This window comes from Ensifer sp. ENS03 (assembly GCF_014852035.1).
In the GTDB taxonomy this organism is placed as follows: Bacteria; Pseudomonadota; Alphaproteobacteria; order Rhizobiales; family Rhizobiaceae; genus Ensifer; species Ensifer adhaerens.
The window spans coordinates 1039007-1063812 of record NZ_JACVAV010000002.1 but is presented as its reverse complement, the minus strand read 5'-3'; the positions used below and the strand labels follow the sequence as shown (position 1 = coordinate 1063812).

The 24806-nt window shown below is 63.8% G+C and carries 25 protein-coding genes; 12 read left to right on the top strand and 13 right to left on the bottom strand.

Features of this window, described 5'->3' with window-relative positions; genetic code table 11:
* From IB263_RS11935 to IB263_RS11925, 3 genes are all read left to right on the top strand, one after another.
* Entirely contained in the window at positions 1 to 870 is an 870-nt protein-coding gene (locus tag IB263_RS11935) for a LysR family transcriptional regulator (protein WP_034803462.1), read from the top strand.
* Between the two features lie 82 nt (positions 871 to 952).
* Complete coding sequence (locus IB263_RS11930) at positions 953 to 1408, top strand: GyrI-like domain-containing protein (RefSeq protein WP_210338237.1); 456 nt, start codon at positions 953 to 955, stop codon at positions 1406 to 1408.
* Positions 1409 to 1590: 182 nt separating this feature from the next.
* Entirely contained in the window at positions 1591 to 2466 is an 876-nt protein-coding gene (locus tag IB263_RS11925; protein ID WP_112985947.1) for a DMT family transporter, read from the top strand.
* Between the two features lie 147 nt (positions 2467 to 2613).
* On the opposite strand, the gene IB263_RS11920 is transcribed toward IB263_RS11925, so the two are convergent.
* The 3 genes from IB263_RS11920 to IB263_RS11910 form a co-directional block, all read right to left on the bottom strand.
* Complete coding sequence (locus IB263_RS11920) at positions 2614 to 4164, bottom strand: DEAD/DEAH box helicase (RefSeq protein ID WP_060528915.1); 1551 nt, start codon at positions 4162 to 4164, stop codon at positions 2614 to 2616.
* A gap of 294 nt (positions 4165 to 4458) precedes the next feature.
* Positions 4459 to 5559, bottom strand: a complete 1101-nt coding sequence (locus IB263_RS11915; protein WP_192438530.1) for a DNA alkylation repair protein — start codon at positions 5557 to 5559, stop codon at positions 4459 to 4461.
* A 38-nt stretch (positions 5560 to 5597) separates the two neighbouring features.
* Entirely contained in the window at positions 5598 to 5897 is a 300-nt protein-coding gene (locus IB263_RS11910; protein WP_034789021.1) for a hypothetical protein, read from the bottom strand.
* A 144-nt stretch (positions 5898 to 6041) separates the two neighbouring features.
* On the opposite strand from IB263_RS11910, the gene IB263_RS11905 reads away from it, so the two are divergent.
* Positions 6042 to 6716, top strand: a complete 675-nt coding sequence (locus IB263_RS11905; RefSeq protein WP_034789019.1) for a YafY family protein — start codon at positions 6042 to 6044, stop codon at positions 6714 to 6716.
* A 127-nt stretch (positions 6717 to 6843) separates the two neighbouring features.
* Complete coding sequence (locus tag IB263_RS11900) at positions 6844 to 7293, top strand: host attachment protein (protein ID WP_034789016.1); 450 nt, start codon at positions 6844 to 6846, stop codon at positions 7291 to 7293.
* A 54-nt stretch (positions 7294 to 7347) separates the two neighbouring features.
* Here the strand turns inward: IB263_RS11900 and IB263_RS11895 are convergent, their stop codons facing one another.
* A complete protein-coding gene (locus IB263_RS11895; RefSeq protein ID WP_113187182.1) occupies positions 7348 to 8934 on the bottom strand; it encodes a trimethylamine methyltransferase family protein in 1587 nt (528 codons plus the stop codon).
* Positions 8935 to 9100: 166 nt separating this feature from the next.
* Positions 9101 to 9817, bottom strand: a complete 717-nt coding sequence (gene mnmD, locus IB263_RS11890; protein WP_192438529.1) for a tRNA (5-methylaminomethyl-2-thiouridine)(34)-methyltransferase MnmD — start codon at positions 9815 to 9817, stop codon at positions 9101 to 9103.
* 39 nt (positions 9818 to 9856) lie between these two features.
* On the opposite strand from mnmD, the gene IB263_RS11885 reads away from it, so the two are divergent.
* Complete coding sequence (locus tag IB263_RS11885; protein ID WP_192438528.1) at positions 9857 to 10999, top strand: FAD-binding oxidoreductase; 1143 nt, start codon at positions 9857 to 9859, stop codon at positions 10997 to 10999.
* Between the two features lie 58 nt (positions 11000 to 11057).
* Here IB263_RS11885 and IB263_RS11880 read toward each other — a convergent pair whose 3' ends face one another.
* Positions 11058 to 11447 carry a PRC-barrel domain-containing protein gene (locus IB263_RS11880; RefSeq protein WP_034789006.1) on the bottom strand — a complete coding sequence of 130 codons (390 nt, stop codon included), beginning with the start codon at positions 11445 to 11447 and terminating at the stop codon, positions 11058 to 11060.
* Positions 11448 to 11672: 225 nt separating this feature from the next.
* Between IB263_RS11880 and IB263_RS11875 the strand changes: the two genes are divergently transcribed.
* The gene (locus tag IB263_RS11875) at positions 11673 to 12476 is read left to right on the top strand and encodes a DUF1045 domain-containing protein (protein WP_089045045.1); all 804 of its coding nucleotides are present in this window, start codon (positions 11673 to 11675) and stop codon (positions 12474 to 12476) included.
* Here IB263_RS11875 and IB263_RS11870 read toward each other — a convergent pair.
* Positions 12473 to 12934, bottom strand: a complete 462-nt coding sequence (locus tag IB263_RS11870; protein WP_210338236.1) for an NUDIX domain-containing protein — start codon at positions 12932 to 12934, stop codon at positions 12473 to 12475. The genes IB263_RS11875 and IB263_RS11870 overlap by 4 nt on opposite strands.
* A gap of 193 nt (positions 12935 to 13127) precedes the next feature.
* On the opposite strand from IB263_RS11870, the gene puuE reads away from it, so the two are divergent.
* From puuE to uraH, 4 genes are all read left to right on the top strand, one after another.
* Entirely contained in the window at positions 13128 to 14057 is a 930-nt protein-coding gene (puuE, locus tag IB263_RS11865; protein ID WP_034789000.1) for an allantoinase PuuE, read from the top strand.
* The gene (gene uraD / locus IB263_RS11860; RefSeq protein WP_060518819.1) at positions 14057 to 14560 is read left to right on the top strand and encodes a 2-oxo-4-hydroxy-4-carboxy-5-ureidoimidazoline decarboxylase; all 504 of its coding nucleotides are present in this window, start codon (positions 14057 to 14059) and stop codon (positions 14558 to 14560) included. The genes puuE and uraD overlap by 1 nt, the downstream gene beginning before the upstream one ends.
* 96 nt (positions 14561 to 14656) lie before the next feature.
* On the top strand, positions 14657 to 15154 hold the full coding sequence (locus IB263_RS11855) for an ureidoglycolate lyase (RefSeq protein ID WP_192438527.1): 498 nt from the start codon (positions 14657 to 14659) through the stop codon (positions 15152 to 15154).
* A 59-nt stretch (positions 15155 to 15213) separates the two neighbouring features.
* The gene (gene uraH / locus IB263_RS11850; RefSeq protein ID WP_043623670.1) at positions 15214 to 15576 is read left to right on the top strand and encodes a hydroxyisourate hydrolase; all 363 of its coding nucleotides are present in this window, start codon (positions 15214 to 15216) and stop codon (positions 15574 to 15576) included.
* Between the two features lie 217 nt (positions 15577 to 15793).
* Here the strand turns inward: uraH and IB263_RS11845 are convergent, their stop codons facing one another.
* The 4 genes from IB263_RS11845 to IB263_RS11830 all read right to left on the bottom strand — a co-directional run bounded on the left by IB263_RS11845 (position 15794) and on the right by IB263_RS11830 (position 20584).
* Positions 15794 to 16930, bottom strand: a complete 1137-nt coding sequence (locus IB263_RS11845; RefSeq protein WP_060518813.1) for an alpha-hydroxy acid oxidase — start codon at positions 16928 to 16930, stop codon at positions 15794 to 15796.
* Between the two features lie 115 nt (positions 16931 to 17045).
* Positions 17046 to 18362: a guanine deaminase gene (guaD, locus tag IB263_RS11840; protein ID WP_113293687.1), complete on the bottom strand. Its 1317-nt coding sequence runs from the start codon at positions 18360 to 18362 to the stop codon at positions 17046 to 17048.
* The gene (gene puuD, locus IB263_RS11835; protein WP_112772296.1) at positions 18359 to 19597 is read right to left on the bottom strand and encodes a urate hydroxylase PuuD; all 1239 of its coding nucleotides are present in this window, start codon (positions 19595 to 19597) and stop codon (positions 18359 to 18361) included. The genes guaD and puuD overlap by 4 nt, the downstream gene beginning before the upstream one ends.
* 72 nt (positions 19598 to 19669) lie before the next feature.
* Positions 19670 to 20584, bottom strand: a complete 915-nt coding sequence (locus IB263_RS11830) for a LysR substrate-binding domain-containing protein (protein ID WP_034788978.1) — start codon at positions 20582 to 20584, stop codon at positions 19670 to 19672.
* 102 nt (positions 20585 to 20686) lie between these two features.
* On the opposite strand from IB263_RS11830, the gene IB263_RS11825 reads away from it, so the two are divergent.
* A complete protein-coding gene (locus IB263_RS11825) occupies positions 20687 to 20935 on the top strand; it encodes a hypothetical protein (RefSeq protein WP_113079382.1) in 249 nt (82 codons plus the stop codon).
* An 18-nt stretch (positions 20936 to 20953) separates the two neighbouring features.
* On the opposite strand, the gene xdhB is transcribed toward IB263_RS11825, so the two are convergent.
* Positions 20954 to 23290 carry a xanthine dehydrogenase molybdopterin binding subunit gene (xdhB, locus tag IB263_RS11820; RefSeq protein WP_113079381.1) on the bottom strand — a complete coding sequence of 779 codons (2337 nt, stop codon included), beginning with the start codon at positions 23288 to 23290 and terminating at the stop codon, positions 20954 to 20956.
* 2 nt (positions 23291 to 23292) lie between these two features.
* Entirely contained in the window at positions 23293 to 24768 is a 1476-nt protein-coding gene (gene xdhA, locus IB263_RS11815; RefSeq protein WP_113079387.1) for a xanthine dehydrogenase small subunit, read from the bottom strand.
* Between the last annotated feature and the right edge of the window lie 38 nt (positions 24769 to 24806).

Genomic DNA, 24806 nt, shown 5'->3' with positions numbered 1-24806 from the left:
ATGACACTCGATCAGCTTAAAATCTTCGTCGCGGTCGCCGAGCGGCTGCACATGACCAAAGCCGCCGAGGCGATGAACGTCACGCAGTCGGCCGCAAGTGCGGCCATCGCGGCGCTCGAAACCCAGCACGACATCAGATTGTTCGATCGCGTCGGCCGCGGCCTGACGCTGACCGATGCCGGCAAGATCTTCCTGCCGGAGGCAAAGGCGGTGCTCGCCCGGGCGCTCGCCGCCACCGCCTGCCTGCGCGATCTCTCGGAGCTTCGCCGCGGCGAACTGTCGATCGCTGCCAGCCAGACGGTCGCGAGCTATTGGCTGCCGTCGCGCCTTGCCCGCTTCACCCACGACTATCCCCAGGTCGACGTGAAGCTCACCGTGCGCAACACGGCCGTCGTCGCCGAGGCGGTGGAAGAGGGCACGGCGCAGCTCGGCTTCGTCGAGGGGCGCGTGGATGGCGCCAAGCTCGACCATCGCCGCGTCGCCGTCGATCGCATCGCCGTCTATGCCGCGCCCTTGCACGCGTTCGTTGGGGCTGCCGTCAATCTGGAAATGCTGCTTTCTGCGCGCTGGGTGCTGCGCGAGGAAGGCTCCGGCACGCGGGCAATGTTCCTGCAATCGATGAATGATCATGGAGCAGACGTCGATCGGCTCAGGATCGAGCTTGAGCTGCCCTCGAACGAGGCGGTGCTGACGGCGGTCGAAAGCGGTCCTTTCGTCACGGCCGTTTCCCGGCTTGCGGCGCAACCTTTCGTCGATAGCGGCCGGCTGGTGGAACTGCCGTTCGAACTGGCTGAGCGCAGCTTCGAGCTTTTGACCCACCGCGAGAGGCAGTTCAGCCACGCGGCGCGGGCCTTCGTGGAACTGCTTTGAGGCAAATTCCGTTTTGCTCCAGGGCTTGCCATGTGGGAGACCCCTGGCAATCGCTGCAGGATCTCTTTTTTAAGAGGTGACCATGGTGTTCGAAATTGTCGAGAGACCCGCACAGCGCATTTCCGGATCGTTCTGGGAGGGCACCTTCGGCGAGGCGGCCGATGGTGCCGTGCGCCGGCTGATTGCCGAAATGCAGGGGCATCACCAGCATCTGCATCCAGGCGATCATGCAGCCTTGGTCGGCATCTCCTGGAACGATCGCCCGGCTGGATTCCGCTATCTCGTCGGCTATGTTTCCGACAAGGCAGAGACGACCGTGCACCCAGGCTTTGTCGACCTGCCGGCCATGCGCTTCCTCACGGCCCTGCATCACCCTGACAGCGGCGACGTCTTTGCCCATTACCAGAGAATGTTCGACTGGATCGCGGCCGAAGGCCACGCGGTCGATACCGCCTTGCTGCACTATCGCGAGGAGTACGATCCCGGTTTCGTCTCGCTGTCGCTATCCTCGCTCAGGCTGATGGTTCCGATTGGCTGATGCTTCCCATCAGAAAAATTGCTTTGACCATCAATACCGGCGCGGATACTTGCATGAGTGCTTAAATCGGAGGGATTTGAGCGCGAAATCAGCGGCAGATCAAAGCGTTACAACGGCCCGACGCGCTTCAGCGAAGGCGGTTCATTGCTTCCACCTGCCGCCGTCATTCCGATAGGCTCACCATGCTCGCCCGTCTGGCTCCCGCCATCTTCGTTCTGCTCTGGTCCACCGGCTGGGTGGTGGCGAAATATGCTGCGGTCTACGCAGATCCGCTGACCTTTCTCGTGTTGCGCTACACGCTGGCGATCGCGCTCTTCATCCTGTTCTGCGTCGTCACCGGCGCACGATGGCCGAAGTCCTGGAAAATGGCCGGTCATGCGATCGTGTCCGGCATGTTCCTGCACGGGCTCTATCTCGGGTCGGTCTGGTGGGCGATCGGCGAGGGCGTGCCGGCCGGCATTTCCGGCATCATCGCTGGCCTGCAGCCGCTGATGACCGCGGTCGCCGCGGCCTTCGTCATCGACGAGAGGCTGAGCACGCAGCAGAAGCTCGGGCTGGTGCTCGGCTTCTTCGGCATTGCGCTTGCCGTCCTGCCGAAGGTGCTGGCGATCGACACGGGGGCGACGCCGATCCAATTCCTGCCTGTGATCATCAATGTGCTCGGCATGGGCGCCGTCACCTATGGCACGCTCTACCAGAAGCGCCATCTGCAGAGCGGTGACATCCGCACCATCGCAGCGCTGCAATATCTCGGCGCGCTGATCGTGACGATCCCGCTGGCGCTGATGCTCGAAGACCTGCACGTCACCTGGAACCTCCAGGTGGTTCTGGCACTTGCCTGGTCGGTTCTCGGGCTCTCGATGGGCGCGATCGCGCTGCTGCTTTATCTGATCCGTCGGGGGCAGGTGTCGCGCGCAGCGTCGCTGATCTATCTCGTGCCGCCGCTTGCCGCCGTGCAGGCGTGGCTCTTCTTCGGCGAAGCGCTGACGCTGCCGATGGTCATCGGCACCATCATTGCCGTTGCCGGCGTCTATCTCACCAACCGCAAGCAGGCGTGAAGCACGACGCGCGAGAGTGTGAAGCGGTTTTGCAATAGCGGCATGCGCATGGCCCAAAACTAAAACGGCGGGCCGAAGCGACCCGCCGTTCACATTTCAAAATTCTACGCTGGCTTTTGCGCGCCCGGTTGACGCGCAGCGCCTGGGTCAGCCCTGGTGGCCGCGATTGCCGCCATTGCCCCGACGCTGGCCCTGGCCGCCTTCGCGACGCTCGCCACCGCCACGGTTTTCGTTGCGGCCGCCATGGTTGCGGTCACGACGTTCGCCCTGCTTCTGGCCGGGACGTCCGTGGTGCTTCTTGCCTTCGTGGTTGCGGTTGCCTTCGCCACGGCCGTCGGTCTGCGGATGGCCGTGATCGCGGCGCTCCTGGCGCTGCGGGCGACGCTCGTCGCGCAATAGGTCGTCACCGGTGAAGCCGCTGGTCGCAGCAACCGGCTCGCCGGCCGGACGCTCACGGCGCGGCGGACGGCCGCCGTTCTGGTGGTGACCGCCGCCATTGCCCTTGCGGTGGCCGGCGCCGTTGTTGCCACGGCCGCCGCGGCCCTTGGCCGGACGCGCCTGGTCGGCGGGAGCCTCGCCGCTGGCAACGGCAATGTTGATGCCCATCAGCTTCTCGATGTCGCGCAGCAGGCGGATTTCGTCCGGCGCGCAGAAGGCGATGGCGATGCCGTCGCGGCCGGCGCGCGCGGTGCGGCCGATGCGGTGAACATAGGCATCCGGCACTTCCGGCAGGTCGTAGTTGTAGACGTGGGTAACGCCGGGGATGTCGATGCCGCGGGCGGCGACGTCGGTCGCGACCAGCACGCGGATCTCGCCGTCACGGAAGGCCTTGAGCGCGCGCTCGCGCTGGCCCTGGCTCTTGTTGCCGTGGATCGAGGCGGCCTTGAAGCCGACGTGGTCGAGATGCTTCATCAGCTTCTCGGCGCCATGCTTGGTGCGGCTGAAGATCAGCGACAGGCCGTCCGGGTTCTCTGTCAGCGTCTTCTTGAGAATGGTCGTCTTCAGGTCCTTGCCGGGAACGAAGTGAACATACTGTTCGACCTTGTCGGCAGCCTTGCCCGGAGGCGTGACTTCAACCTTGACCGGGTTGGTCAGGTACTCGCCAGCAAGCTCGGCGATCTGCTTCGGCATGGTGGCCGAGAAGAGCAGCGTCTGGCGGTTCTTCGGCACCAGCTTGGAGATCTTGCGCAGGTCGTGGATGAAGCCGAGGTCGAGCATCTGGTCGGCTTCGTCGAGAACCAGGTAGCGGCCCTGCGTCAGCGTCACGGCCTTGCGGGCAACGAGGTCGAGCAGGCGGCCGGGGGTTGCGACCAGGATGTCGACACCGCGGGCGAGCTGTTCGGTCTGCTTGTTGATCGAGACGCCGCCAACGACAACGCCGATCTTCAGCGGTGACTTCTTGACGAACAGCTTGAGGTTGGCGGCGATCTGGTTGACCAGTTCGCGGGTCGGCGCCAATACCAGGGCGCGAATGTTGCGCGGATCGGGGCGCTTGCCTTCGGCAACGAGCTTCTCGATCATCGGCAGGCCGAAGGCGGCCGTCTTGCCGGTGCCGGTCTGGGCGAGACCGATGAGATCGTTGCCCTTCAGCACCAGCGGGATCGCCTGAGCCTGGATCGGGGTCGGCTTTTCGAAGCCGTTGGCAGTCAGGGTTTCCAGAATGTGCTCGGAGAGGCCGAGATCTTTAAAGGTGGACAAATGCATATACCTTTTGGGGGCGCCAAACGCATTCGCCGGAACCGCATTGTTGCTGTTCCGGTGTCGTTCGGCGTCAAGAACCCCGCGTGAATTGGGAACTTGTGGGTTGAATTAAGTCGTCAAGCGCCTGTGCTGTACCGCCTATCGCGGTGATATGTGCGCTATCCTTCTTCACGGCTTTCGATGTCTGCCGAGGGCGCGCTCACGCGGCGGCCGGAAGGTGACGCTGGGCACCATGTCGTTGGTTTGGACGAAAAAGTCAAGGTCCATCTTTTCGCAGGTGCGAAATGAGATCTACTCAAGCGCGAGATCGAAGCCCGCTTCTGCCGCTTCCTGGCCGTTGACGAGGATGACGATGCGATGCGCGCCCGGGTAATAGCGACGGGTGGTAATGGGCCGGATCGCATGGCGTTTCTCGATCTCGATCGAGCCGCCGGGGACAAGCGTCGCGGATGTCCACTTGAAGACTTTCGGCGAGGTCGCACCGTTTGCCTTGCGATGGTGCAGGGCGTAGTCGATCATCACCTTCTGGCTCGTCTCGGCGTCATGGCTGACGGCGAGGCGCAGGCCGAGGCTTTCGCCAAGCACGATGTCCGAACGATCGAGCGAAAAGCGCGCATTGATGCCGGCCGGGGGAGCGAAACCGAAATTGCCGAGCGCGTCCGCGTGCCCCTGCTTCAGCAGCGTGCGCGAGGCGTGGCGCAGAAGCTGGCGGCGCTCCGGCGATGCGTCGCCGATCTGTTCGGCGACGAAAGCAGCCACCAGATCCGGATGGTCCTTGGCGATGTCGTTGAGGCTGTTGGCAACCGAGCGGCGCACATACTCCTCGGGGTCGTCGAGAAGCGCGGTCAGGATCGGCAGGATCGGCTGCGGATCGCGGATGAGCTGCGGCAGTCGCATCGCCCAGGGCAGGCGCGGGCGGGTGCCTTCGCTCGCCAGTCGCCGGACGTGATGGTTGGGATCCTTCGTCCAGTCCCGGATCGTCGCGAGGGCGCGCTCCTGGTCGCGATCGATGAAGACGCGGATGCCGAACTCGGCTGTGAAATGCGGCGTCAGCGCCCGCAACAGCGACAGCGACAGGTCGAAGTCGTCGAGGCCGCGCAAGGCGACGTACTGGCTGAAGGGCAGCAGCGACCAGCCGCTGATACCGTCCGCGCCGTCGCGAGGAAGGCAGGCGTGGAGGTTGACGGCCGCCTCCGGAAACGCCTGCGGCAGCGTCTCGACCAGCGCGTCGCGGATCTGCAGCGAGCGCTGCATCAGCTCCAGCGCCTCCAGCCCGTCACCCGCAAGCGCCACGAACCTCTTGCGGTCGAAACCGGCGGCGTTGCGTTCGAGCGCATCGGCGATGGCGATGACGACACCGGGGTGCAGCAGATTCTTCAGTGGTTCGGCCATCGCTCAGGCAGTCCTTTGCTCGTCCAATTCCGGGCCGGTCAGATCCTCTGGCCGCCGCTAAAATGCTGCACGAGCATTACCGCGCTGATCGTCGCTGCGTAAGGTGCGAACTCCGGATCGACCCGGACGCGCTCTCCGGCCGATTGCGCAGCCTCCAGTGTCTCCCATTCGACCAGGTCTGCGAACATGCCCGAGGTCTCGCAGGAATCGACCGCGCGCCAGGAGACGAAGCCCGGATAGCGGGAAACGGCCTGCATCGCTCGCTGGCGCGTGGCTGTGGCCGCCGGCCTGTCGGTGACGATGCAGACGGCGAGTTCAAGGATGTGATCGCTGGTCATGATGAGGCTCCCTGTGAGTTGTCGCTTGATTTAACACAGGGCAACTGACAGCCTTATGGCCATTATCGACGGTGCCGTGCTTGTGGACACGCGAGGCGCGCGGTAGCCCTTTTGAACGAAGTCTTGCCGCGAGGAAGGCCAGGCATGAGACCCGCCGACCGGCTGTTTCGCATCATCCAGCTCCTGCGCGCGAGCGGCCGGGTGATGACGGCGCGCGAGATCGCCGAGAAGATGGAGGTCGCCCAGCGCACCATCTATCGCGACATGGAGCACCTGATCGCCTCCGGCGCGCCGATCGACGGCGAACGCGGTGTCGGCTATCTCCTGCGCGGTGCGTTCGATGCGCCGCCGCTTGCCTTTACCTTCGAGCAGCTCGAAGCGCTCGCTTTCGGCGCCCGCGCCGTGCAGATGCTCGGCGACGGCAGGCTCGCCCAGGCGGCGCGCGAGGCTATGGAGAAGATCGCCCACGGTCTGCCGCCCGAACATCGGCAGCGGCTGACAGCCGCGCCCCTTCGCGCCTTCCGCTCTTCGCTCCAGCCGGAACCGCCGGCGCTGCTCGGCGAGATCCGCCTGGCGATCGCCGGTCGCCGCAAGCTTCGCCTGGCCTATGACAGCCTCAAGGACGAACATTCCGAGCGCACCATCTGGCCGCTCGGCCTCAGCGTCTTCGGCCACTTCTGGCTGCTGACGGGCTGGTGCGAACTGAGGTCGGATTTCCGCGATTTCCGGGTCGACAGGATCAGCACGCTTCGTGTCCAGCGCGAGCGTTACGAGGTGACGCCGGAACGCAGCTTCGAAGCCTATATCGCGCGGATGTGACCGGCGCATCCGGCCAAATAATCAACATCATCGCCACCTTCCGATGGAACCGGATCGCCGCTCGTTCGTTTCCTTTACAGGGTCTTCATGACCCTTCGCGATCCACACCTTTCACTGGGAGACAATCGTGCAGAACCGGACTTGGATACTGGCCGCGGATGGCAACACCGCGCGCATCGTCAAGGGCGTGAACCTGTTGAAGGAAGAGCGCCAGCGGCCGGAGGAGGAGACCTTTCACACCGAACCGAAGCGCGTTCAGGACATCATGGCCGACAAGCCGGGCCGGTCGCATTCGTCCGTCGGACACGGCCGCTCGGCCATGGAATACAAGAGCGATCCCGTTCGCGAGGAGCAGCAGCGCTTTGTTGCGGACGTGGCCGGAAGGCTGGAGAGCTACGCCGCCAACCATGCCTTCGACAGCCTGGTGATTTGCGCAGCACCCCGGACGCTTGGCGATCTCCGCAAGCAGCTTTCCGCCCATGTCCGCGAGCGGACAGTCGCCGAGATCGACCGCAACTGCGTGGCTGCAACCACCGAGCAACTGATCGCAACGGCACGGGCCGCGGTGTTCCCTTAAGGCTCGGCCGCAGCCGGACTTCGTAACGCTTTCCGGTTTACCCAAGGCGTCCCGTCAGAAGTCGGTGGGGACGCCGCCCTCGGCCTTGCGCTTGGCGACAAAGGCATCGAGTTCCTCCTCGATCGCCGGATCGAGGGGCGGGCGCTCGTATTCGTTCAGCTTCTGTTTGAAGATCCGGTTGGCGTGATCGTATGTCGTCGGCCGCCCGGCTTCGGTCCAGGTCTCGAAGTTGCGCCAGTCCGACAGGATCGGTGAATAGAAGGCGGTCTCGTAGCGCTGCAGCGTGTGCAGCGTGCCGAAGTAATGGCCGCCCGGGCCGACGTCGCGCACGGCATCGAGGCCCAGCGCATCTTCGCTGACATCAAGCGGGGTCAGGTATTCCGCCACCATCTGCAACATGTCGACGTCGAGAATGAACTTCTCGAAGGAGGCCGTAAGCCCACCTTCGGTCCAGCCGGCGGCATGCATGACGAAATTGCCGCCCCCTTGCGTCAGCGCCCAGAGCGACATGGCGGATTCGTAGGCCGCTTGAGCGTCCAGCGTATTGGCGGCGTTGGTGTTCGAGGTGCGGTAGGGGATGTTGTAGCGGCGGGCGAGCTGGCCCCCGGCGACCACCGCCTTCATGTATTCCGGCGTGCCGAAGGCGGGCGCTCCGGTCTTCATGTCGACGTTGGAGGTGAAGCCGCCATACATCACGGGTGCGCCGCGCCTGACCATTTGGGTGAAGGCGATGCCGCAGAGCGCTTCGGCGTTCTGCTGGACGAGCGCACCGGCGATCGTCACCGGCGCCATGGCGCCGGCGAGCGTGAAGGGCGTGACGACCACCACCTGGTTGCGCGAGGACATCTCGATGATGCCCTGCAGCATCGGCCCGTCGAGCCGGAGCGGCGAGGAGGTGTTGATGATGGTGAAGAGCGACGGCTCGCGCTCCATCTGCTCCATCGTGATGCCACGGCCGATGCGGGCGATCTCGATGCCGTCGGTGTTGCGCTGCTTGCCCAGCGAATAGACGTGGAACACCTTGTCGGTGAGCTTCACCATGTCGGAGAGGCAATCGAGGTGGCGCACCGAGGCATGGATGTCGACCGGCTCGACCGGATAGCCGCCGGTCGTGTGGACGATGTCATAGGACTGCGCGAGCTTCACCAGCTTTCGGTAGTCTTCCTGGTTGCCGGTGCGGCGGCCGCCGTCCCGGTCTGCGACGAACGGCGCGCTGGCGATCTGGGCGAAGACGAGATTGTTGCCGCCGATCGCGACATTGCGGGCCGGGTTGCGGGCGTGCATGGTGAAGGCCGGAGGAACAGAGGCGATCATGTCCATGATCAGGCCGCGGTCGAAGCGCACCCGGTCGGTGCCGGGCGTCAAGTCGGCGCCAGCCGCCTTCATCCGCTCGCGCGCCTCCGGCAGGATAACGTCCATGCCGATCTCTTCGAGGATCGTCAGCGATGCCTCATGCACCGATTCAAGCGCATCATCCGAAAGTACGGTGGATTTCGCCAGCGTATTGACAAGATTGAGATATTTCCCGCCGGGAGACTTGCGCACACGCTCGGCGCTGCGCCCGCCCGGGCGGCGTCGGCGCTCCAGCGGCGTCGAGGTTGCGTCGCCGGTTGGTGCATCGGGAAACTGATCGTCGTTCATGAAAGACCCACCGTGTTGCCGATGGGGAGTGTGTCGCAGATTCGAGACGGCGATGGCCCGCCATTTGCGACAGTTCAGTTCTCTTGTGGAGTAAAACGCTTGCGCTGACGCATTTCTGCAGTCGGGTGGCGCAACCGTTCAAGACAGGCCGCAATCGCGACGAGCGCTAGGGTCGGTCGCCCCGCAACATCTCGCGTTTGCCGGCAAAACCCTTGCGCTTCTCGACGGCAAAGCCTGCGGCCTGCAAATTGCGTCGGACGAAGCCGGCGGCGGCATAGGTGGCGAAGCTGCCGCCGAGCGTGGTCTTTTCGAAGACCAGCCGCATCAGTTCCTCCGACCACATGTCGGGATTGCGCGACGGCGCGAAGCCGTCGAGATACCATGCTTCGAACGGGTCTTCCGCGCGGGCGACGCCGCCGAGTGCCGCGCCGCAGACGACCGTGAGGCTGACGCCGTCACCAAAGTCGATCTGGACGTCACCATCAGGCTCGGCCGGCCAGCGAGAGGCCAGCGCCTGGCGCTCCGTGTCGATCTCCGGCCAATGGCTGAGGGCGCGCGAAATCTCTTTGGCCGCCATCGGAAAGCGTTCGAAGGACACGAACTGCAGCTGATCGCCAGCGGCCGCGGTCATCTTCCACTGGCGCCACGTCTCGCAGAAATTGAGCCCGGTACCGAAGCCGAGTTCGCCGATGCGGAAGGTGCCCGCACCGACCCAACGATCGGGCAGGCCGTTGCCCGACAGGAAGACGTGGCCGCACTCCAGCCGCCCGTCGGTGCGGCAATAAAAGTGATCGCCAAACTCCCGGGAATAGGGCATATCGCCCTCGTGCCAATCAAGGTTCTGGTGCGCCGGGGGCTCGATCGGGTCTGCGGATCCTGTCATGGCCAAGGCGATAATCCGCCGGCCGGAGAAGGTCAATCGATGAGCGAGCTTTTGGTCGTCGGCGGCGGCATCATGGGGCTGTGGGCCGCCATTTGCGCCACGCGCAGGGGCATGGCCGTGCGGGTCGCCGAGCAACAAGCGATCGGCGCAGGCGCCAGCGGTGGCCTTTTGGGCGCGCTCATGCCGCATATGCCGGATCGCTGGAACGATAAGAAACAGTTCCAATTCGACGCGCTTGTGACGCTCGAGGAAGAGATAGCGGCGCTCGAGGCGGAGACAGGGCTTTCGACCGGCTATCGGCGGACGGGTCGTTTGATCCCGCTTGCCAAGCCTCACCTGCGCGATATCGCCCTCCGGCACGAGCAGGATGCACGGAGCCATTGGCGCGCGGCCGACAGGCAGTTCCACTGGCACGTGAAGGACGACGGGCCTGAGGGCTGGCCGGGTGCTGCCGCGGCGGCGCATGGCATGGTCTTCGACACGCTCGCCGCACGGGTTTCGCCGCGTCGCATGCTTGCTGCGCTCCGCACAGCGCTCCTGCAGGCACCGAACGCCTATTTAGACGAGGGCAGGGGCGTGCGCCGGATCGAGCCGGAACGCGGCCGGGCCGAACTCGACGATGGCACCCGGATCGATTTCGAGGATTGCATCATCGCGGCCGGCGTCGGCAGTTTTCAACTGATCGACGACGTGTCGGTGCCGCTGGCGGAAACGAGCGGCACGGCTGTCAAGGGGCAGGCGGCACTGCTGCGGGCGGAGATCGATCCGGCGCTTCCGGTGATCTTTGCCGACGGCGTTTACATCATCGCGCATGACGACGGACATGTGGCGGTCGGCAGCACCAGCGAAAACAGTTTTGCCGATCCCCTGTCGACGGACGAGCAGCTGGATGAGCTGCTTCGGCGCGCCGTAGCGCTCGCGCCGCGCCTGGCAGGTGCCGAGGTGGTGGAGCGATGGGCAGGGTTGCGCCCGAAAGCGACGGGGCGCGAGCCGATGGCAGGCCGACATCCGGACCATCCGAACGTCTCGGTCCTGACCGGCGGGTTCAAGGTGAGCTTCGGCATCGCACACCGCCTGGCGCGTTTCGTCGTCGAAGAGATCGCCGGTTCTCCGGCGATCGATATTCCCGATTCTTTCTTCTGCCGGAATCACATAGCCGCACTTCGCGAGAAACATCTTTAGGGCCGGACATGCGAAGGGCCCCGCCCGCGGCGGGACCCGAAAGATCGAAAGTCAGGCATTACATCCAGTAGGGCGGCACGCCGTAGTAGTCGTAGACACGGCGTCCGTTTTCCGCGTTCCAGTCGTATTCTTCGGTGCCGTGATATTTCGGCGCGTTTTCGACCTGATCGCGAGTCACATCAGTGCGATAGCCGCCGAGCTTCTCGTCATAGGTCAGCTTTGCCCAAGGCAATGGATAGTGGTCTTCGCCGAGGCCGAGAAAACCGCCGAAGCCGAGCACCGCATAGGCGACGCGCCCGCTGCGCTTCTCGATGATCACGCGCTCGATCGAGCCGATGTGTTTGTCGTCGGGGCCATAGACCCTGGTGCCTTCAACCTTGTCGCTTGCGATCAGGTCGTGGGTCTCCTTGATCCGGGCGTCCTGAAGGTTCGCATTGTGATAGGTCACGCTTCTTCTCCATCCTTGTTTTCGTACCTTTTAGGAACGGGCGATGGCCCGGATGGTTCCGAAAGACGAGGGGCGACGTTCGGACCGCTGCCGCGCTCATCCCCGGCCGACTTCGTCAATCTGTCACGCAAATCACCTAAGACGCGGCCATTGGACAAGTCGGGGTGAGGGCGGAAAACCGCAGCTATTGCTCATCCTGCGCTGACGGATACCCGGAGCCAGCCGATGCGCTATGCCATTTGTTTTACGCCGCCGATGGCCGACCCGCTTTCCGCGACCGCTGCAAGCTGGCTGGGGCGCAATGTCTATTCCGGGGAACCTGCCGAATTGCCGTCGGTCGCGGGCTTGAGCGCCGCGGATGTCGCCTATCACACGGCGGTTCCGCGACGCTTCGGCTTTCATGCGGTGATGATGTCGCCGTTCCGCCTGCATCCGGACATGACGGAACCGAAGCTTCTGAAGGCGCTGATGCATTTTGCCGGCGCCCAGACTCCGTTCGAAATCGATCGCCTGGAGGTCGCCCGCATCGGCCGATGCTTCGGGCTGATGCCGCAGGTGCCGAGCACGGCCATGCATCTGCTTGCGGCCAACGTCGTCCAGGAGTTCGACGCCTTCCGCGCGCCGCTCAGCGAAGACGAGATCGAGCGCTCCGATCCGGATCGGCTGACCGCGCCACAGTTCTCCAACCTGCACCGTTGGGGCGATCCGCATGTGATGGACGAATACTGTTTCCACATGATGCTGACCGGTCCGCTTGCGCCAGACGCGATGCGGCGGGTCGAGGCGCCGCTTCGTGACCTGTTCGAGTCCTGCCTATCAAAACCGCTTTCGATCGGCAGCCTTGCGCTGTTTGTCGAGCAGGAGACGGGCGCACCCATGCGGGTGCATTCGCAGCACCCGCTCGGCAAGATCTCGACGAACACGCGCGCAGAGCGGGCGAAGCGGGCCGCCGCCGACCCGTCGCTGGCGCCGCAAGGCGCGGTCCGGCCGCTGCCGCTGATCGTCGCTGCGCTGATGGCGCAGCGCTAACCGGAAACGGACGCGGGCGAAGCTGCAAAGAGCAGCGCTTTCGGATAGGGCAGGCCGAGGTCCGGCATGTCCGCCGGCGCGAAGTAGCGCAGCGACTTCGTTTCGCCATCGGTGATCGGCTGCTGGGAACCGACGATCCGGCATCGATAGAGGGTAACCACATATTCGACGGGGTCGCCGTTCGGGTAGGTGTAGCGAAACGCTTCTCCGCCGAAGACGCCCAGTATCCGCTCGACCGAGACCGGATAGCCGGTTTCCTCCATAACCTCGCGGATGACCGCATCGACAGGCGTCTCGCCCGGCTCGATCGCGCCGGCCGGCAGGCTCCAGCCTTCGCCACTTGCTTTCTCCTGCAAGAGGACCCGGCCGTCGGAATCGACAATGACGGCCGCCACTGACGGGCAGAGAAGCAGGCCGGAACCGACTTTTTCGCGGAGCGCTTGAATGTAGGATTTCATCTCGATGAGGGCCGTTGTCCTTGCCGATCCATTCAACGCTGTTTCGAAAAATCTCTCAACCTCGGGCTCAGCCGAATTTTTCTGGTAATTTCCGTCAGGGCCGTGGCGCTGCCGCTGCCCTGCCTCACGTCATTTCGGTATCGACAATCCGGTCGGCGGTGATACCGTTCCTAAAAATTCGAAGGGTGATTTGATGTCTGAGACTAAGTATCCGCGCGACCTCGTTGGCTACGGCCGCAATCCGCCGAAGGCAAACTGGCCGGGCGATGCGCGCATCGCCGTGCAGTTCGTGCTGAACTACGAAGAGGGCGGCGAAAGCTGCATTCTCGATGGCGATCCAGCGTCCGAGTGCCTGCTGTCGGAAATTGTCGGCGCGCAGCCCTGGGCTGGCCAGCGTAACCTCAACATGGAATCGATCTACGAATACGGTGCCCGTTCCGGCTTCTGGCGGCTGTGGCGCATGTTCACCAGCCGCAACGTCCCGCTGACCGTCTATGGCGTGACGCAGGCCATGGCGCGCAATCCGGAAGCGGTCGCTGCCATGAAGGAAGCCGGCTGGGAAATCGCCAGCCACGGTCTGCGCTGGCTGGAATACAAGGACGTGCCGGAAGAGGTCGAACGCGAGCATATCCGCGAGGTCGTCCGCCTGCACACGGAGCTCACCGGCGAGCGGCCGCTCGGCATCTACCAGGGCAAGCCTTCGGCCAATACGCTGAAGCTGGTGCTGGAGGAGGGCGGGTTCCTTTACTCCTGCGACAGCTACGCCGACGAACTGCCCTACTGGGTGCCGGGTCTTTCGGCCGACAAGCCGCACCTGATCATTCCCTATACGCTTGATGCCAACGACATGCGCTTTGCGACGCCGCAGGGCTTCAACAGCGGCGACCAGTTCTTCAGCTACCTCAAGGACACATTTGACGTGCTCTACGAGGAAGGTCGCCAGGGCGACGCCAAGATGATGAATATCGGCCTTCACTGCCGTCTCGTCGGCCGCCCGGGCCGCGCTGCTGCGCTCGCTCGCTTCATCGACTACGTCATGTCGCACGACAAGGTCTGGGTGCCGCGTCGCATTGACATCGCCAACCATTGGTACCAGCACCACAAGCCGGAAGGGGCGCTCTGATGACCGACCGTGATGCCTTCGTTGCCCGTTTCGGTGGCGTGTTCGAGCACTCGCCCTGGGTTGCCGAACGCGCCTACGACCGAGCCGCGGCGACCGGGCTGACGGCGGGCACGGTGCATTCGGCGCTCTGCCAGGCCTTTCGCACGGCGCTGCCGCGCGAGAAGATGCAGGTGCTGCGCGCGCACCCCGATCTTGCCGGCAAGCTGGCGATCGCCGGTAAGCTGACGGCGGACTCGACGGCGGAGCAGGCGTCTGCCGGCCTCGACCGGCTGACACCAGAGGAGCATGAGCGCTTCACCGCGCTCAACGACGCCTACACGAAAAAATTCGGCTTCCCCTTCATCATCGCGGTGAAGGGGCTGACCAAGGGGCAAATTCTTGCCTCCTTCCAAAGCCGCATTGACAATTCGCCCGAAGAGGAATTTGAAACCGCTTGCGCACAGGTCGAGAAAATCGCCCGCCTGCGCCTGCAGTCGATGATTCCTGGAGACGAAAATGCCTGACAAAACCGTTCGATGCCTGTCCCCGCTCATGAGGAGGGCCCTCGAACTGGATCGGACATCCGCAAGCGCAAAATCGTCTTGCGAGGTCTCCGCATAATGTCGCGCCTGCTCAAAATCGAACCGCTGACACGCGAGGCCTTCGCTCCCTTCGGCACCATCATCGAAGCCGATCCGGCAACGATGCGCCACATCAACGGCGGCAACACGGAACGTTTCCACGGTCTTGCGCGTGCCGATGTCGTCGGCGACGGCGCCAATGTCATCATCAACATCTTCCGCGGCCAGCCGCGGTCTTTCCCCTATTCGGTGACGATGATGGAGCGCCACCCGCTCGGCAGCCAGAGCTTTTCGCCGCTCGACGACCGCCCATGGCTCGTCGTGGTGGCGGACGACGAGGACGGGCGCCCGGGCACGCCGCGCGTTTTCCAGGCGAACGGCCGGCAGGGCGTCAACTACGGCCGCAATGTCTGGCACCACCCGCTGATGTCCGTCGGCGCCGTCAGCGATTTCCTCATCGTCGACCGCGAAGGGCCGGGCAACAATCTCGAGGAGTTCTTCTATGACGCGCCTTTCGTCATAGACAGCGCTATCTAGCAGGACGTGCGCGCGGCTTCTGACAGCATCCCGCGCGAATGTGTGAGAAGAGAGAAGCCATGAGCAGTACCGGCCGCCTGACCACCCATGTTCTCGATACCGCTCTCGGCAAACCGGCCGAGGGTCTGCGCATCGACCTCTACTGGCTGGAGGGGGAAGAGCGGCAGTTGATCCGCACCGTACATACCAACAGCGACGGCCGCGTCGACGGCCCGATGGTCGAAGGCATCGGCTTTATGGCCGGCAATTACGAGCTGGTGTTCCATGCCGGCGACTATCTGCGCCGGTCCGGCGTTACACTGCCGGAGCCGGCCTTCCTCGACCGCATCCCCTTGCGCTTCGGCATCGCCGATCCGGCCAGCCATTATCACGTGCCGCTGCTTCTCTCGCCCTACGGCTATTCGACCTACCGGGGTAGTTGAGGCTTAGGAGGCTTGCGCTCGCTTCGCGTTTTGCCGGAAGGGTCACTCCAAGCTCCCTCATCCTCGCCCTTGTGGCGGGGATCCAGCGGCCCGACGTCCGTCGGGTCAAAAGACCTTTCAGCCCAAGGACTTGTGCTGGTCCCGCAGTTCCAACGGAACTGCTAGAGATTCCTGTGACAAGCACAGGAATGAGGGCGGGAGTGGCTGGTGCCGCGGCCTATTCCGCCAGAATGCTACGATCCACGTCGTTGATATCGCGCTTGCCGCAGAGGGCCATGGTGATGTCCATCTCCTTGCGGATGATTTCCAGCGTCTTGGTGACGCCCTCCTTGCCCATGGCGCCGAGGCCGTAGAGGAAGGGGCGGCCGATATAGGTGCCCTTGGCGCCCATGGCGACGGCCTTCAGCACGTCCTGGCCGGAGCGGATACCGCCATCGATATGCACCTCGATCTGGTGGCCGACCGCATCGACGATGCGCGGCAGCATGCTGATCGAGGAATGGGCGCCGTCGAGCTGGCGGCCGCCGTGGTTGGAGACGATGATCGCGTCAGCACCGGTCGCCGCTGCCATCTTGGCGTCCTCGGGGTCGAGAATGCCCTTGAGGATCAGCGGTCCGCCCCAGCGTTCCTTGATCCAGGCGACATCCTTCCACGAGAGCTGCGGGTCGAACTGTTCCGCCGTCCAGGCGCCGAGCGACGAGAGGTCGGTGACGCTTTTCGCGTGGCCGACGATGTTGCGGAAAGTGCGGCGCTTGGTGCCGAGCATCTTCATGCACCAGCCGGGGCGCGTCGCCATCTGCCAGAGGTGCTTCGGCGTCATCTTCGGCGGTGCCGAGAGGCCGTTGCGAAGATCCTTGTGACGCTGGCCGAGGATCTGCAGGTCGAGCGTCAGCACCAGCGCCGAGCACTTCGCCGCCTTGGCCCGGTCGATCAGGTTCAGCACGAATTCGCGTTCGCGCATGACGTAGAGCTGGAACCAGAAGGGCTTGGTGGTGACCGAGGCGACGTCCTCGATCGAGCAGATGCTCATCGTCGAGAGCGTGAAGGGCACGCCGAAGGCTTCCGCCGCCTGGGCTGCCAGCATCTCGCCGTCGGCGTGCTGCATGCCGGTGAGGCCGGTCGGGGCGAGTGCCACCGGCATCGACACCTTCTGGCCGATCATCGTCGTTTCCAGCGACCGGTCGGTCATATCCACCAGCACGCGCTGGCGCAGCTTCACTTTGGCGAAATCCTCCTCGTTTGCGCGATAGGTGCCTTCGGTCCAGGCGCCGCTGTCGGCGTAGTCGAAGAAGAGTTTCGGCACCCGGCGCTTGGCGAGCGCCTTGAGATCGCTGATTTCGAGGATTTGCGTCATGGATAAGGCCTTCGTCCAAGGGAGATTGAACGAGCCATTACCATGTTTGGCAGAGGCTTGTTAATAGCCAGAAAGCAGAGAGGTCAATTTTCTTGACCTCTCTGCTTTTGGTCGGTCATGCGGCGGCAAGCGCCGATTTTGCCGGCTTGCCGGCGACATAGGTTTCGACGATCGACCGGTCGTCGCCCATGGTCTGCAGCAGGAAGAGTTCGTCTGCCAGAGAGTTGACCACTTCGGCCCGAAGCGCCATCGCCGGCGTCGCGGCCATGTCGAGCACGATGAAATCGGCATCGGTGCCGGCTTCCAAGGTTCCGATCTTGTCGACCAGCGATAGCGCCTCGGCATTGCCGCGGGTCATCATGAAGAAGCTGTCGAACGGGTTCAGCCGCTCGCCCTGCAGCTGCAGGATCTTGTAGGCCTCGTCGAGCGTCTTCAGCATGGAATAGCTGGTACCGCCGCCGATGTCGGAGGCGACCGACGTGCGCACCGGCTTTTCGCGGCGGCTGAGCGCGCGCAGCGGGAAGAGGCCAGAACCGAGAAAGAGATTGGAGGTCGGGCAGAAAACGGCGACCGAGCCGGTCTCGCTCATGAGATCCGCCTCGCGCTCAGACAGATGGATGCAGTGGCCGAACAGGCTCTTCGGTCCGAGCAGGCCGTAGCGGGCGTAGACGTCTGTGTAGTCCTTGGCTTCCGGATAGAGTTCGCAGGTAAAGGCGATCTCGTCGCGGTTTTCCGAAAGGTGCGTCTGGACGTGCAGGTCGGGGAATTCGTGCACCAGTGACTTCGCGACGTCCATCTGCTCCGGCGTTGAGGTGATGGCGAAGCGCGGGGTGATCGCCACATGATTGCGGCCCTTGCCGTGCCATTCGCGGATGACCGCGCGGGTTTCGTCGTAGCCCATCTGCGGCGTGTCGAGCAGGCCTTGCGGGGCGTTGCGGTCCATCATCACCTTGCCGGCGACCATGCGCATGTCACGGCGCAGCGCCTCGGCGAAGAAGGCATCGGCCGACGCCTTGTGAACCGAGCAATAGGCGGTTGCTGTTGTCGTGCCATAGCGCACCATCTCATCGAAGAAGCGCGTCGCGATGCGCTCCGCATGGGCGGTCTCGACGAAGCGGCACTCCTCGGGGAAGGTGTAGGTGTTCAGCCATTCAAGCAAGTTGGCGGCATAGGAGGCCATGACCTGCATCTGCGGGAAATGCAGATGCGTGTCGATGAAGCCGGGCACGATCAGGTGTGGGCGATGGTCCACTTCCGCGACGCCGTCAGGCGCGCTTGCCTTGACCGCAGCATAGGAGCCGCTCGCGGCGATCTGTCCACCCTCAATCAGAAGCGCACCGTCGCTCTCGTAGCTGTAGGCGGCGCTGTCGTCGATCGACGTAGGCGCGCGGTTAAAGCTCAGCAATCGGCCGCGGATGAGGGTGGTCGTCATTGTGTCTTGCCTTCCTCGACGGCGCTTTCGAACCAGGCTGTCAGAAGCTGGCGCTCGTCCGTCGTCATGTCTGTCACGTTGCCGGGCGGCATCGCGTGGCTGCGCCCGGCCTGGATATAGATTTCGCGGGCATGGGCGGCAATCTCCGCGTCGCTTTCGAGCATCACGCCCTTCGGAGCCTGGGTGATACCCTCATAAACCGGTTCTGCCGCATGGCACATGGAACAGCGTGTCGAGACCGTGTCCTTGACTGCAGGGAAGTGGGCATTGGCGGCGAAGCGGCTGAAGGCGGGCGCAACCTCGGCCTTTTTGCCGCCGGTCAGCACCTTCGGCACGGTCGAAAGCCACATGATCAGGATGAAGAGGAGGGCGGTGACGAGCCAGGTCCAGGTCGGCCGGCCCTTGCGGGCGTGGGTGGTGTTGAACCAGTGGCGGATGGTGACGCCCATCAGGAAGACGAGTGCGGCGATGATCCAGTTGAACGCGGTGGCAAACGCCAGCGGATAGTGGTTCGACAGCATGAAGAAGATGACGGGCAGCGTCAGGTAGTTGTTGTGCAGCGAGCGCTGTTTGGCTTGCGCGCCAAGTTTCGGATCCGGCGTGCGGCCGGCGATCAGGTCGGCGACGACGATCTTCTGGTTGGGGATGATGATGAAGAACACATTGGCCGACATGATCGTTGCCGTGAACGCGCCAAGATGTAGAAAGGCGGCGCGGCCGGTGAAGACCTGCGTATAGCCCCAGGCCATGACGACCAGCGCCACATAGAGCAGTGCCATCAGCCCCCAGGTGTTCCTGCCGATCGGCGACTTGCAGAGCAGATCGTAAAACAGCCAGCCGATGCCGAGCGAGGCGAGCGAAATCAGGATCGCCGTGGTCGCCGAGATGTCGAGCACGTGGCGGTCGATCAGGAACAGATCGGCGCCGCCATAGTAGACGACACAGAGCATGGCGAAGCCAGAAAGCCACGTCACGTAGGATTCCCATTTGAACCAGGTGAGATGCTCGGGCATCGAGGCCGGTGCGACCAGGTATTTCTGGATGTGATAGAAACCGCCGCCATGGACCTGCCATTCCTCGCCATAGGCGCCGACGGGCAGGTGATCGCGCTTCACGAGACCCAGGTCGAGCGCGATGAAATAGAAGGATGAGCCGATCCAGGCGATGGCGGTGATGACGTGCAACCAGCGCACGGCAAAGGCCAGCCATTCCCAGGCGATGGCGAACTCGTACATTCAGATCCCCTTTGTCTCCGTTGCCTCACTTTGCGCATAAACCACGGAGGGGAAAAGGGGCTTCGACGCTCCTCAAGCGCTATTTGCTTGCAGGAAGTTCGGCGCGCAAAGTTCGCCGAGGATCCAGTCGCGGAAAATCCTGATCTTGGGTGTGTTGCGGCGGGCGTGCGGATAGGCGAGCCAATAATCGCAGCCGTCGCTGCAGCGCAGCTCGAAGGGCTGGTAGAGCCGACCGAGCGCCACGTCATCGGGGTAGAATTCCGGCGTCAGGATCGCCACGCCCTGGCCAGCGATGGCGGCGCGCGCCTCGAAGGATTGCGCGCCGAGGCGGCTGTGCGGCCGTCCTTCGAGATCGGGATCCTTGACGCCGGCGGCCTTGAACCACATCGGCCACCAGGGGTCACCGGGATCGATGATGCGCAGCTTCAGCAGGTCGCGCGGCTCGTGCACGCCGCCAATGGTCTCGGCAAGCGCCGGGCTCAGCATCGGGCTGAATTCCACCCGCATCAGCGGATGCGTGTCGAGGCCGGGCCAGACGCCGGCACCCGAGCGGATGGCAAGGTCGGCCGGCTCGCGGGTAAAATCGGTGAGCGAGTCGCTGGTCGTCAGCCGAACGGCGATGTTCGGATGGGCGAGCTGGAAGCTGCCGATGTTGCGGGCAAGCCATTGCGAGGCGAAGGTCGGCGTCGAGCTGATCAGGAGCGCGCTGTCGATATCGCCACGGGCATTCGAAACCGCTTCCTGCAGCATCTCGAAGGCTTCGGTGACGCGCGGCGCCATGCGCTGGCCGACTTCCGTCAGCGAGATCTGGCGCGGGCGGCGCAGGAACAGCGGCTCGCCGACATTCTCCTCGATCAACTTGACCTGGTAGCTGACGGCCGTCTGGGTCATGCCCAGCTCTTCACCGGCCTTGGTGAAGCTGCCGAGCCTTGCGACCGCTTCGAAGACCCGCAGCGCATTCAGCGGAAACTGCTTCGACATCTTCATGGATAAGTTCTCTTGATGCATCCAGACGGATGTTCGATTGGATTTCGATCCTCCTCCACGGCATCCTTCAAGTCAACTTCCCAAGACGAAACAGGTGCTGAAATGACTTGCGACACTTACGAACGTACTGAAAGAAAAGCATTTCTTTCATTCGAGCCGGTCGCCCGGCTCACAGCCGCCCTGTTCGGCGGCCTTGTTGCCCCCAAGTCGATGCTCGATGTCAACGCGCTCTCCGATCATATCAAGAGAGACATGGGTTTCATGGATGTCCATAGCCCGCACCGCGACGACGAGGAGGCGATGGCCAACGCTCGCCGCCTGTTCAGCATCAATGAACTGCCGCGGATCTGAGGCAAATCGTGATGGCCGTCAGCGATTGCGCAGACGCTCGACGGCCATCAGCACACGCTCCGGTGTTGCCGGGGCATCGAGCCGCGGGCACTCGCGGTAATCGGCCACACTGGCGACTGCCATGGACAAAGCCTCCAGCACCGAGATCGGCAGCATGAAGGGCGGCTCTCCCACCGCCTTGGAGCGGCCAATGGTCTTCTCGGCGTTGCTCGACCATTCGGCAAGCTTGACGTTGAAGATCTTCGGCCGGTCGGAGGCAAGCGGGATCTTGTAGGTGGAGGGGGCGTGGGTGCGAAGCCGTCCCTTGTCGTCCCACCAGAGCTCTTCCGTCGTCAGCCAGCCCATCCCTTGCACGAAGCCGCCCTCGATCTGACCGAGGTCGATCGCCGGATTGAGCGAACGGCCGACGTCGTGCAGCACGTCGACCCGGTCGACCATGTATTCGCCGGTCAGCGTGTCGATCGAAACCTCCGAAACCGCAGCGCCATAGGCGAAGTAATAGAAGGGTGTGCCGCGGCCGCTGGCGCGATCCCAGTGGATCTTCGGCGTCTTGTAGTAGCCGGCGGCCGAAAGCTGGATACGGCCCATATAGGCCTGCTTGATGAATTCAGGGAAGGGGATCAGCTCCTCGCCGATCTTCACGTGGTTGGCGACGAAGCTGACATTCTTGGGCGTCGTCTGCCAGCGCTCGCAGGCGAAACCGACGAGACGGTCCTTGATCTGGCGCGCGGCGTCGAAGGCGGCCATGCCGTTCAAGTCAGAGCCCGAAGAGGCGGCGGTCGCCGACGTGTTCGGCACCTTGCCGGTCGTCGTCGCAGTGATACGAACGCGGTCGAGGTCGACCTGGAAGCTGTCGGCGATCACCTGCGCGACCTTGATGTAGAGGCCTTGGCCCATCTCGGTGCCGCCGTGGTTGAGGTGGATCGAGCCGTCCTGGTAGATATGCACAAGCGCGCCCGCCTGGTTGAAGGCGGTCATGGTGAAGGAGATGCCGAACTTCACCGGCGTCAGCGCGATGCCCTTGCGGATGACGCGGCTTTCCCGATTGAACGCGAGGATCGCCTGACGGCGCGCCTGATAGTCGGCGCTTTCTTCCAGCTCCGCGACGATCTGCGCGATGATGTTGTCTTCGACCTGCTGATGGTAGGGCGTGACATCGCGGCCGGAGCCCTTGTCGCCATAGAAATTCAGCTTGCGGATTTCGAGCGGATCCTTGCCGAGCTGGTAGGCGATTTCCTCGATGATGCGCTCGCCGCCGACCATGCCTTGCGGGCCGCCGAAGCCACGATAAGCGGTGTTTGAGACCGTGTTGGTCTTCAGCGGCTGTGAGGTGAGCTTCACATGCGGATAGAAATAGGAGCTGTCCGCATGGAACAGCGCACGGTCTGTGACCGGGCCGGAGAGGTCCGAAGAGTAGCCGCAGCGCGCCGCGTAGTTGGCATGGACCGCATGGATGCGGCCCTCGTCGTCGAAGCCGACGTCGTAATCGACCAGGAAGTCGTGGCGCTTGCCGGTTGCCGTCATGTCCTCGTCGCGATCCGGGCGGAACTTGACGGCGCGGTTGAGCTTCTTCGCCGCGACCGCGGCAAGGGCTGCGAACTGGTTTCCTTGCGTTTCCTTGCCGCCGAAGCCACCACCCATGCGGCGCACGTTCACGGTCACCGCATTGGAGGGCACGCCGAGCACGTGCGAGACCATGTGCTGGATCTCGCTCGGATGCTGGGTCGAGGACCAGACGGTGACCTCGTCGTCCTCGCCGGGAATGGCAAGGGCGATATGGCCTTCGAGGTAGAAATGCTCCTGTCCGCCGATGCGCATGCTGCCTTTGAGCCGCCGTGGCGCCTTTTCCAGCTCCGCCTCGGCATCGCCGCGCTGCAGCGTGAGCGGCTGGGTGACCAACTGCCCGCCATGGGCGACGGCATCGAGAATGTCGGTGAAATGCGGCAGGTCGCGGTAGGTGATCTTGGCGAGCCTTGCCGCCCGACGGGCGATGTCACGGGTTTCTGCAATCACGGCGAAGGCCGGCTGGCCATGAAACTGCACGAGGCCATCGGCAAGCACCGGCTCGTCATGCAGGTGGCTCGGGCTGATGTCGTTGGAATGCGGCATGTCCTTGGCGGTCAGCACCAGCATGACACCGGGCACGGCGGCGACGGCCGAAAGGTCCATGGCGGTGATTTCCGCATGCGCCCGGTCGGTCATGCCAAGCGCGCCATGCAGCGTGCCCGCCGGCTCGGGCATGTCGTCGATGTAGTCGGCGGTGCCGGAGACATGCTTGTGGGCGCTGTCGTGACGCTGGGAAACATGCATCTCGCCGCGGATCGTCTTGCGTTCCTCGAAGGTGGATTTGTCCATGATTATCGGCCTCCCGCAGCAAAGCGAACCAGTTGCGCCGGCTCGCCGCCGCTTTCCAGGAAGAAACGCATCAGAAGGTTCTTCGCCGCAAGCATGCGGTAGTCGCTCGTTGCCCGCCAGTCGGTGAGCGGCTGGTAGTCGGTCTCGAAGGCGGCTTGCGCGGCGCGGACCGTTTCCTCGGTCCATGGCTTGCCGATCAGCGCCGCCTCGACGTTGCTGGCGCGCTTGGGCGTCGCGGCCATGCCGCCGAAGGCGATGCGGGCGGAGCGGACGATGCCGCCATCCACCGATAGACGGAACGCGCCAAGCAGCGCGGAGATATCTTCGTCGCGGCGCTTGGAGATCTTGTAGGCGGCAAAGAGATCGCCCGCCGGTAGGCGCGGCACGAAGATGCTTTCGACGAATTCGCCGGGTTGGCGATCCTGCTTGCCATAAGCGATGAAGAAGGATTCGAGCGGCAACGTCCGCCGACCGGCGGTCGAGCGCAGGGTCACCGTCGCGCCAAGCACGATCAGGGGCGGCGGACTGTCGCCGATCGGTGAGCCGTTAGCGATATTGCCGCCGATCGTGCCCATGTTGCGCACCTGTTCGCCGCCGATGCGGTTGATCAGCGGACCGAGCCCGAGAAACGTCTTGGCGAGGGCGGCATAGGCCATGGTGTAGCTGACGCCGGCGCCGATAATCAGACCGTCCGCGGTTTCCTCGATCTGCTGCAATTCGGTGATTCCGTTGATGAAGATCACCGGGTTGATCGTCCGCATCTGCTTCGTCACCCAGAGGCCGACATCGGTGGAGCCGGCAACGACCGTCCCCCCGGGATGGTCGGCGAGCGCTTCCGCCAGGCCACTGCCGTCGGCCGGCACGATCAGACAATTTTCGCCCTGGCGGAGTGTGATCGTTTCCGTCGGTGCCAGCGCCTTCAGCCTGATGGTGATCGTTTCCCGCTCCCTGGTGATCGGATCGAAGATGTTGGAGGGGCGCGCCTCTGCCGCCGCTTCGGCCGCGCGCACGATCGGCTCATAACCGGTGCAGCGACAGAGATTGCCCTGCAGCGCCTTTTCGATATCGGCGCGGCTGGGGCTGTCGTTGCCAAGCCACAGGCCATAGAGCGACATGACGAAGCCGGGCGTGCAGAAGCCGCATTGCGAGCCGTGAAAATCGACCATTGCCTGCTGCACCGGATGCAGCGTGCCATCCTGACCGGCGAGATGCTCGACGGTGACGACATGGGTTGCCTGCAGCGAGCCGAGGAAACGGATGCAGGCGTTGACGCTTTCATAGACGAGCCGGTCGCTGACCAGCCGCCCGACGAGCACGGTGCAGGCGCCGCAGTCGCCCTCCGCACAACCTTCCTTGGTGCCGGTCAGCCGGCGTTCCAGCCGCAGATAGTCGAGCAGCGTCGTTGTCGGTGCGATGTCGGAAAGAGCGACCTCGCGGTCGTTAAGGATGAAGCTGATTGAACCGGTCGGCTGGGGCATGCCATTCATTCCCTGCTGCTGCATACGTCCTGAAATCA

Coding starts and splice junctions, on each gene's coding strand:
- IB263_RS11935 (WP_034803462.1), top strand. CDS start 1: ATGACACTCGATCAGCTTAAAATCTTCGTCGCGGTCGCCGAGCGGCTG.
- IB263_RS11930 (WP_210338237.1), top strand. CDS start 953: ATGGTGTTCGAAATTGTCGAGAGACCCGCACAGCGCATTTCCGGATCG.
- IB263_RS11925 (WP_112985947.1), top strand. CDS start 1,591: ATGCTCGCCCGTCTGGCTCCCGCCATCTTCGTTCTGCTCTGGTCCACC.
- IB263_RS11915 (WP_192438530.1), bottom strand. CDS start 5,559: ATGGCCGAACCACTGAAGAATCTGCTGCACCCCGGTGTCGTCATCGCC.
- IB263_RS11910 (WP_034789021.1), bottom strand. CDS start 5,897: ATGACCAGCGATCACATCCTTGAACTCGCCGTCTGCATCGTCACCGAC.
- IB263_RS11905 (WP_034789019.1), top strand. CDS start 6,042: ATGAGACCCGCCGACCGGCTGTTTCGCATCATCCAGCTCCTGCGCGCG.
- IB263_RS11895 (WP_113187182.1), bottom strand. CDS start 8,934: ATGAACGACGATCAGTTTCCCGATGCACCAACCGGCGACGCAACCTCG.
- mnmD (WP_192438529.1), bottom strand. CDS start 9,817: ATGACAGGATCCGCAGACCCGATCGAGCCCCCGGCGCACCAGAACCTT.
- IB263_RS11885 (WP_192438528.1), top strand. CDS start 9,857: ATGAGCGAGCTTTTGGTCGTCGGCGGCGGCATCATGGGGCTGTGGGCC.
- IB263_RS11875 (WP_089045045.1), top strand. CDS start 11,673: ATGCGCTATGCCATTTGTTTTACGCCGCCGATGGCCGACCCGCTTTCC.
- IB263_RS11870 (WP_210338236.1), bottom strand. CDS start 12,934: ATGAAATCCTACATTCAAGCGCTCCGCGAAAAAGTCGGTTCCGGCCTG.
- puuE (WP_034789000.1), top strand. CDS start 13,128: ATGTCTGAGACTAAGTATCCGCGCGACCTCGTTGGCTACGGCCGCAAT.
- uraD (WP_060518819.1), top strand. CDS start 14,057: ATGACCGACCGTGATGCCTTCGTTGCCCGTTTCGGTGGCGTGTTCGAG.
- IB263_RS11855 (WP_192438527.1), top strand. CDS start 14,657: ATGTCGCGCCTGCTCAAAATCGAACCGCTGACACGCGAGGCCTTCGCT.
- uraH (WP_043623670.1), top strand. CDS start 15,214: ATGAGCAGTACCGGCCGCCTGACCACCCATGTTCTCGATACCGCTCTC.
- IB263_RS11845 (WP_060518813.1), bottom strand. CDS start 16,930: ATGACGCAAATCCTCGAAATCAGCGATCTCAAGGCGCTCGCCAAGCGC.
- guaD (WP_113293687.1), bottom strand. CDS start 18,362: ATGACGACCACCCTCATCCGCGGCCGATTGCTGAGCTTTAACCGCGCG.
- puuD (WP_112772296.1), bottom strand. CDS start 19,597: ATGTACGAGTTCGCCATCGCCTGGGAATGGCTGGCCTTTGCCGTGCGC.
- IB263_RS11830 (WP_034788978.1), bottom strand. CDS start 20,584: ATGAAGATGTCGAAGCAGTTTCCGCTGAATGCGCTGCGGGTCTTCGAA.
- IB263_RS11825 (WP_113079382.1), top strand. CDS start 20,687: ATGACTTGCGACACTTACGAACGTACTGAAAGAAAAGCATTTCTTTCA.
- xdhB (WP_113079381.1), bottom strand. CDS start 23,290: ATGGACAAATCCACCTTCGAGGAACGCAAGACGATCCGCGGCGAGATG.
- xdhA (WP_113079387.1), bottom strand. CDS start 24,768: ATGCCCCAGCCGACCGGTTCAATCAGCTTCATCCTTAACGACCGCGAG.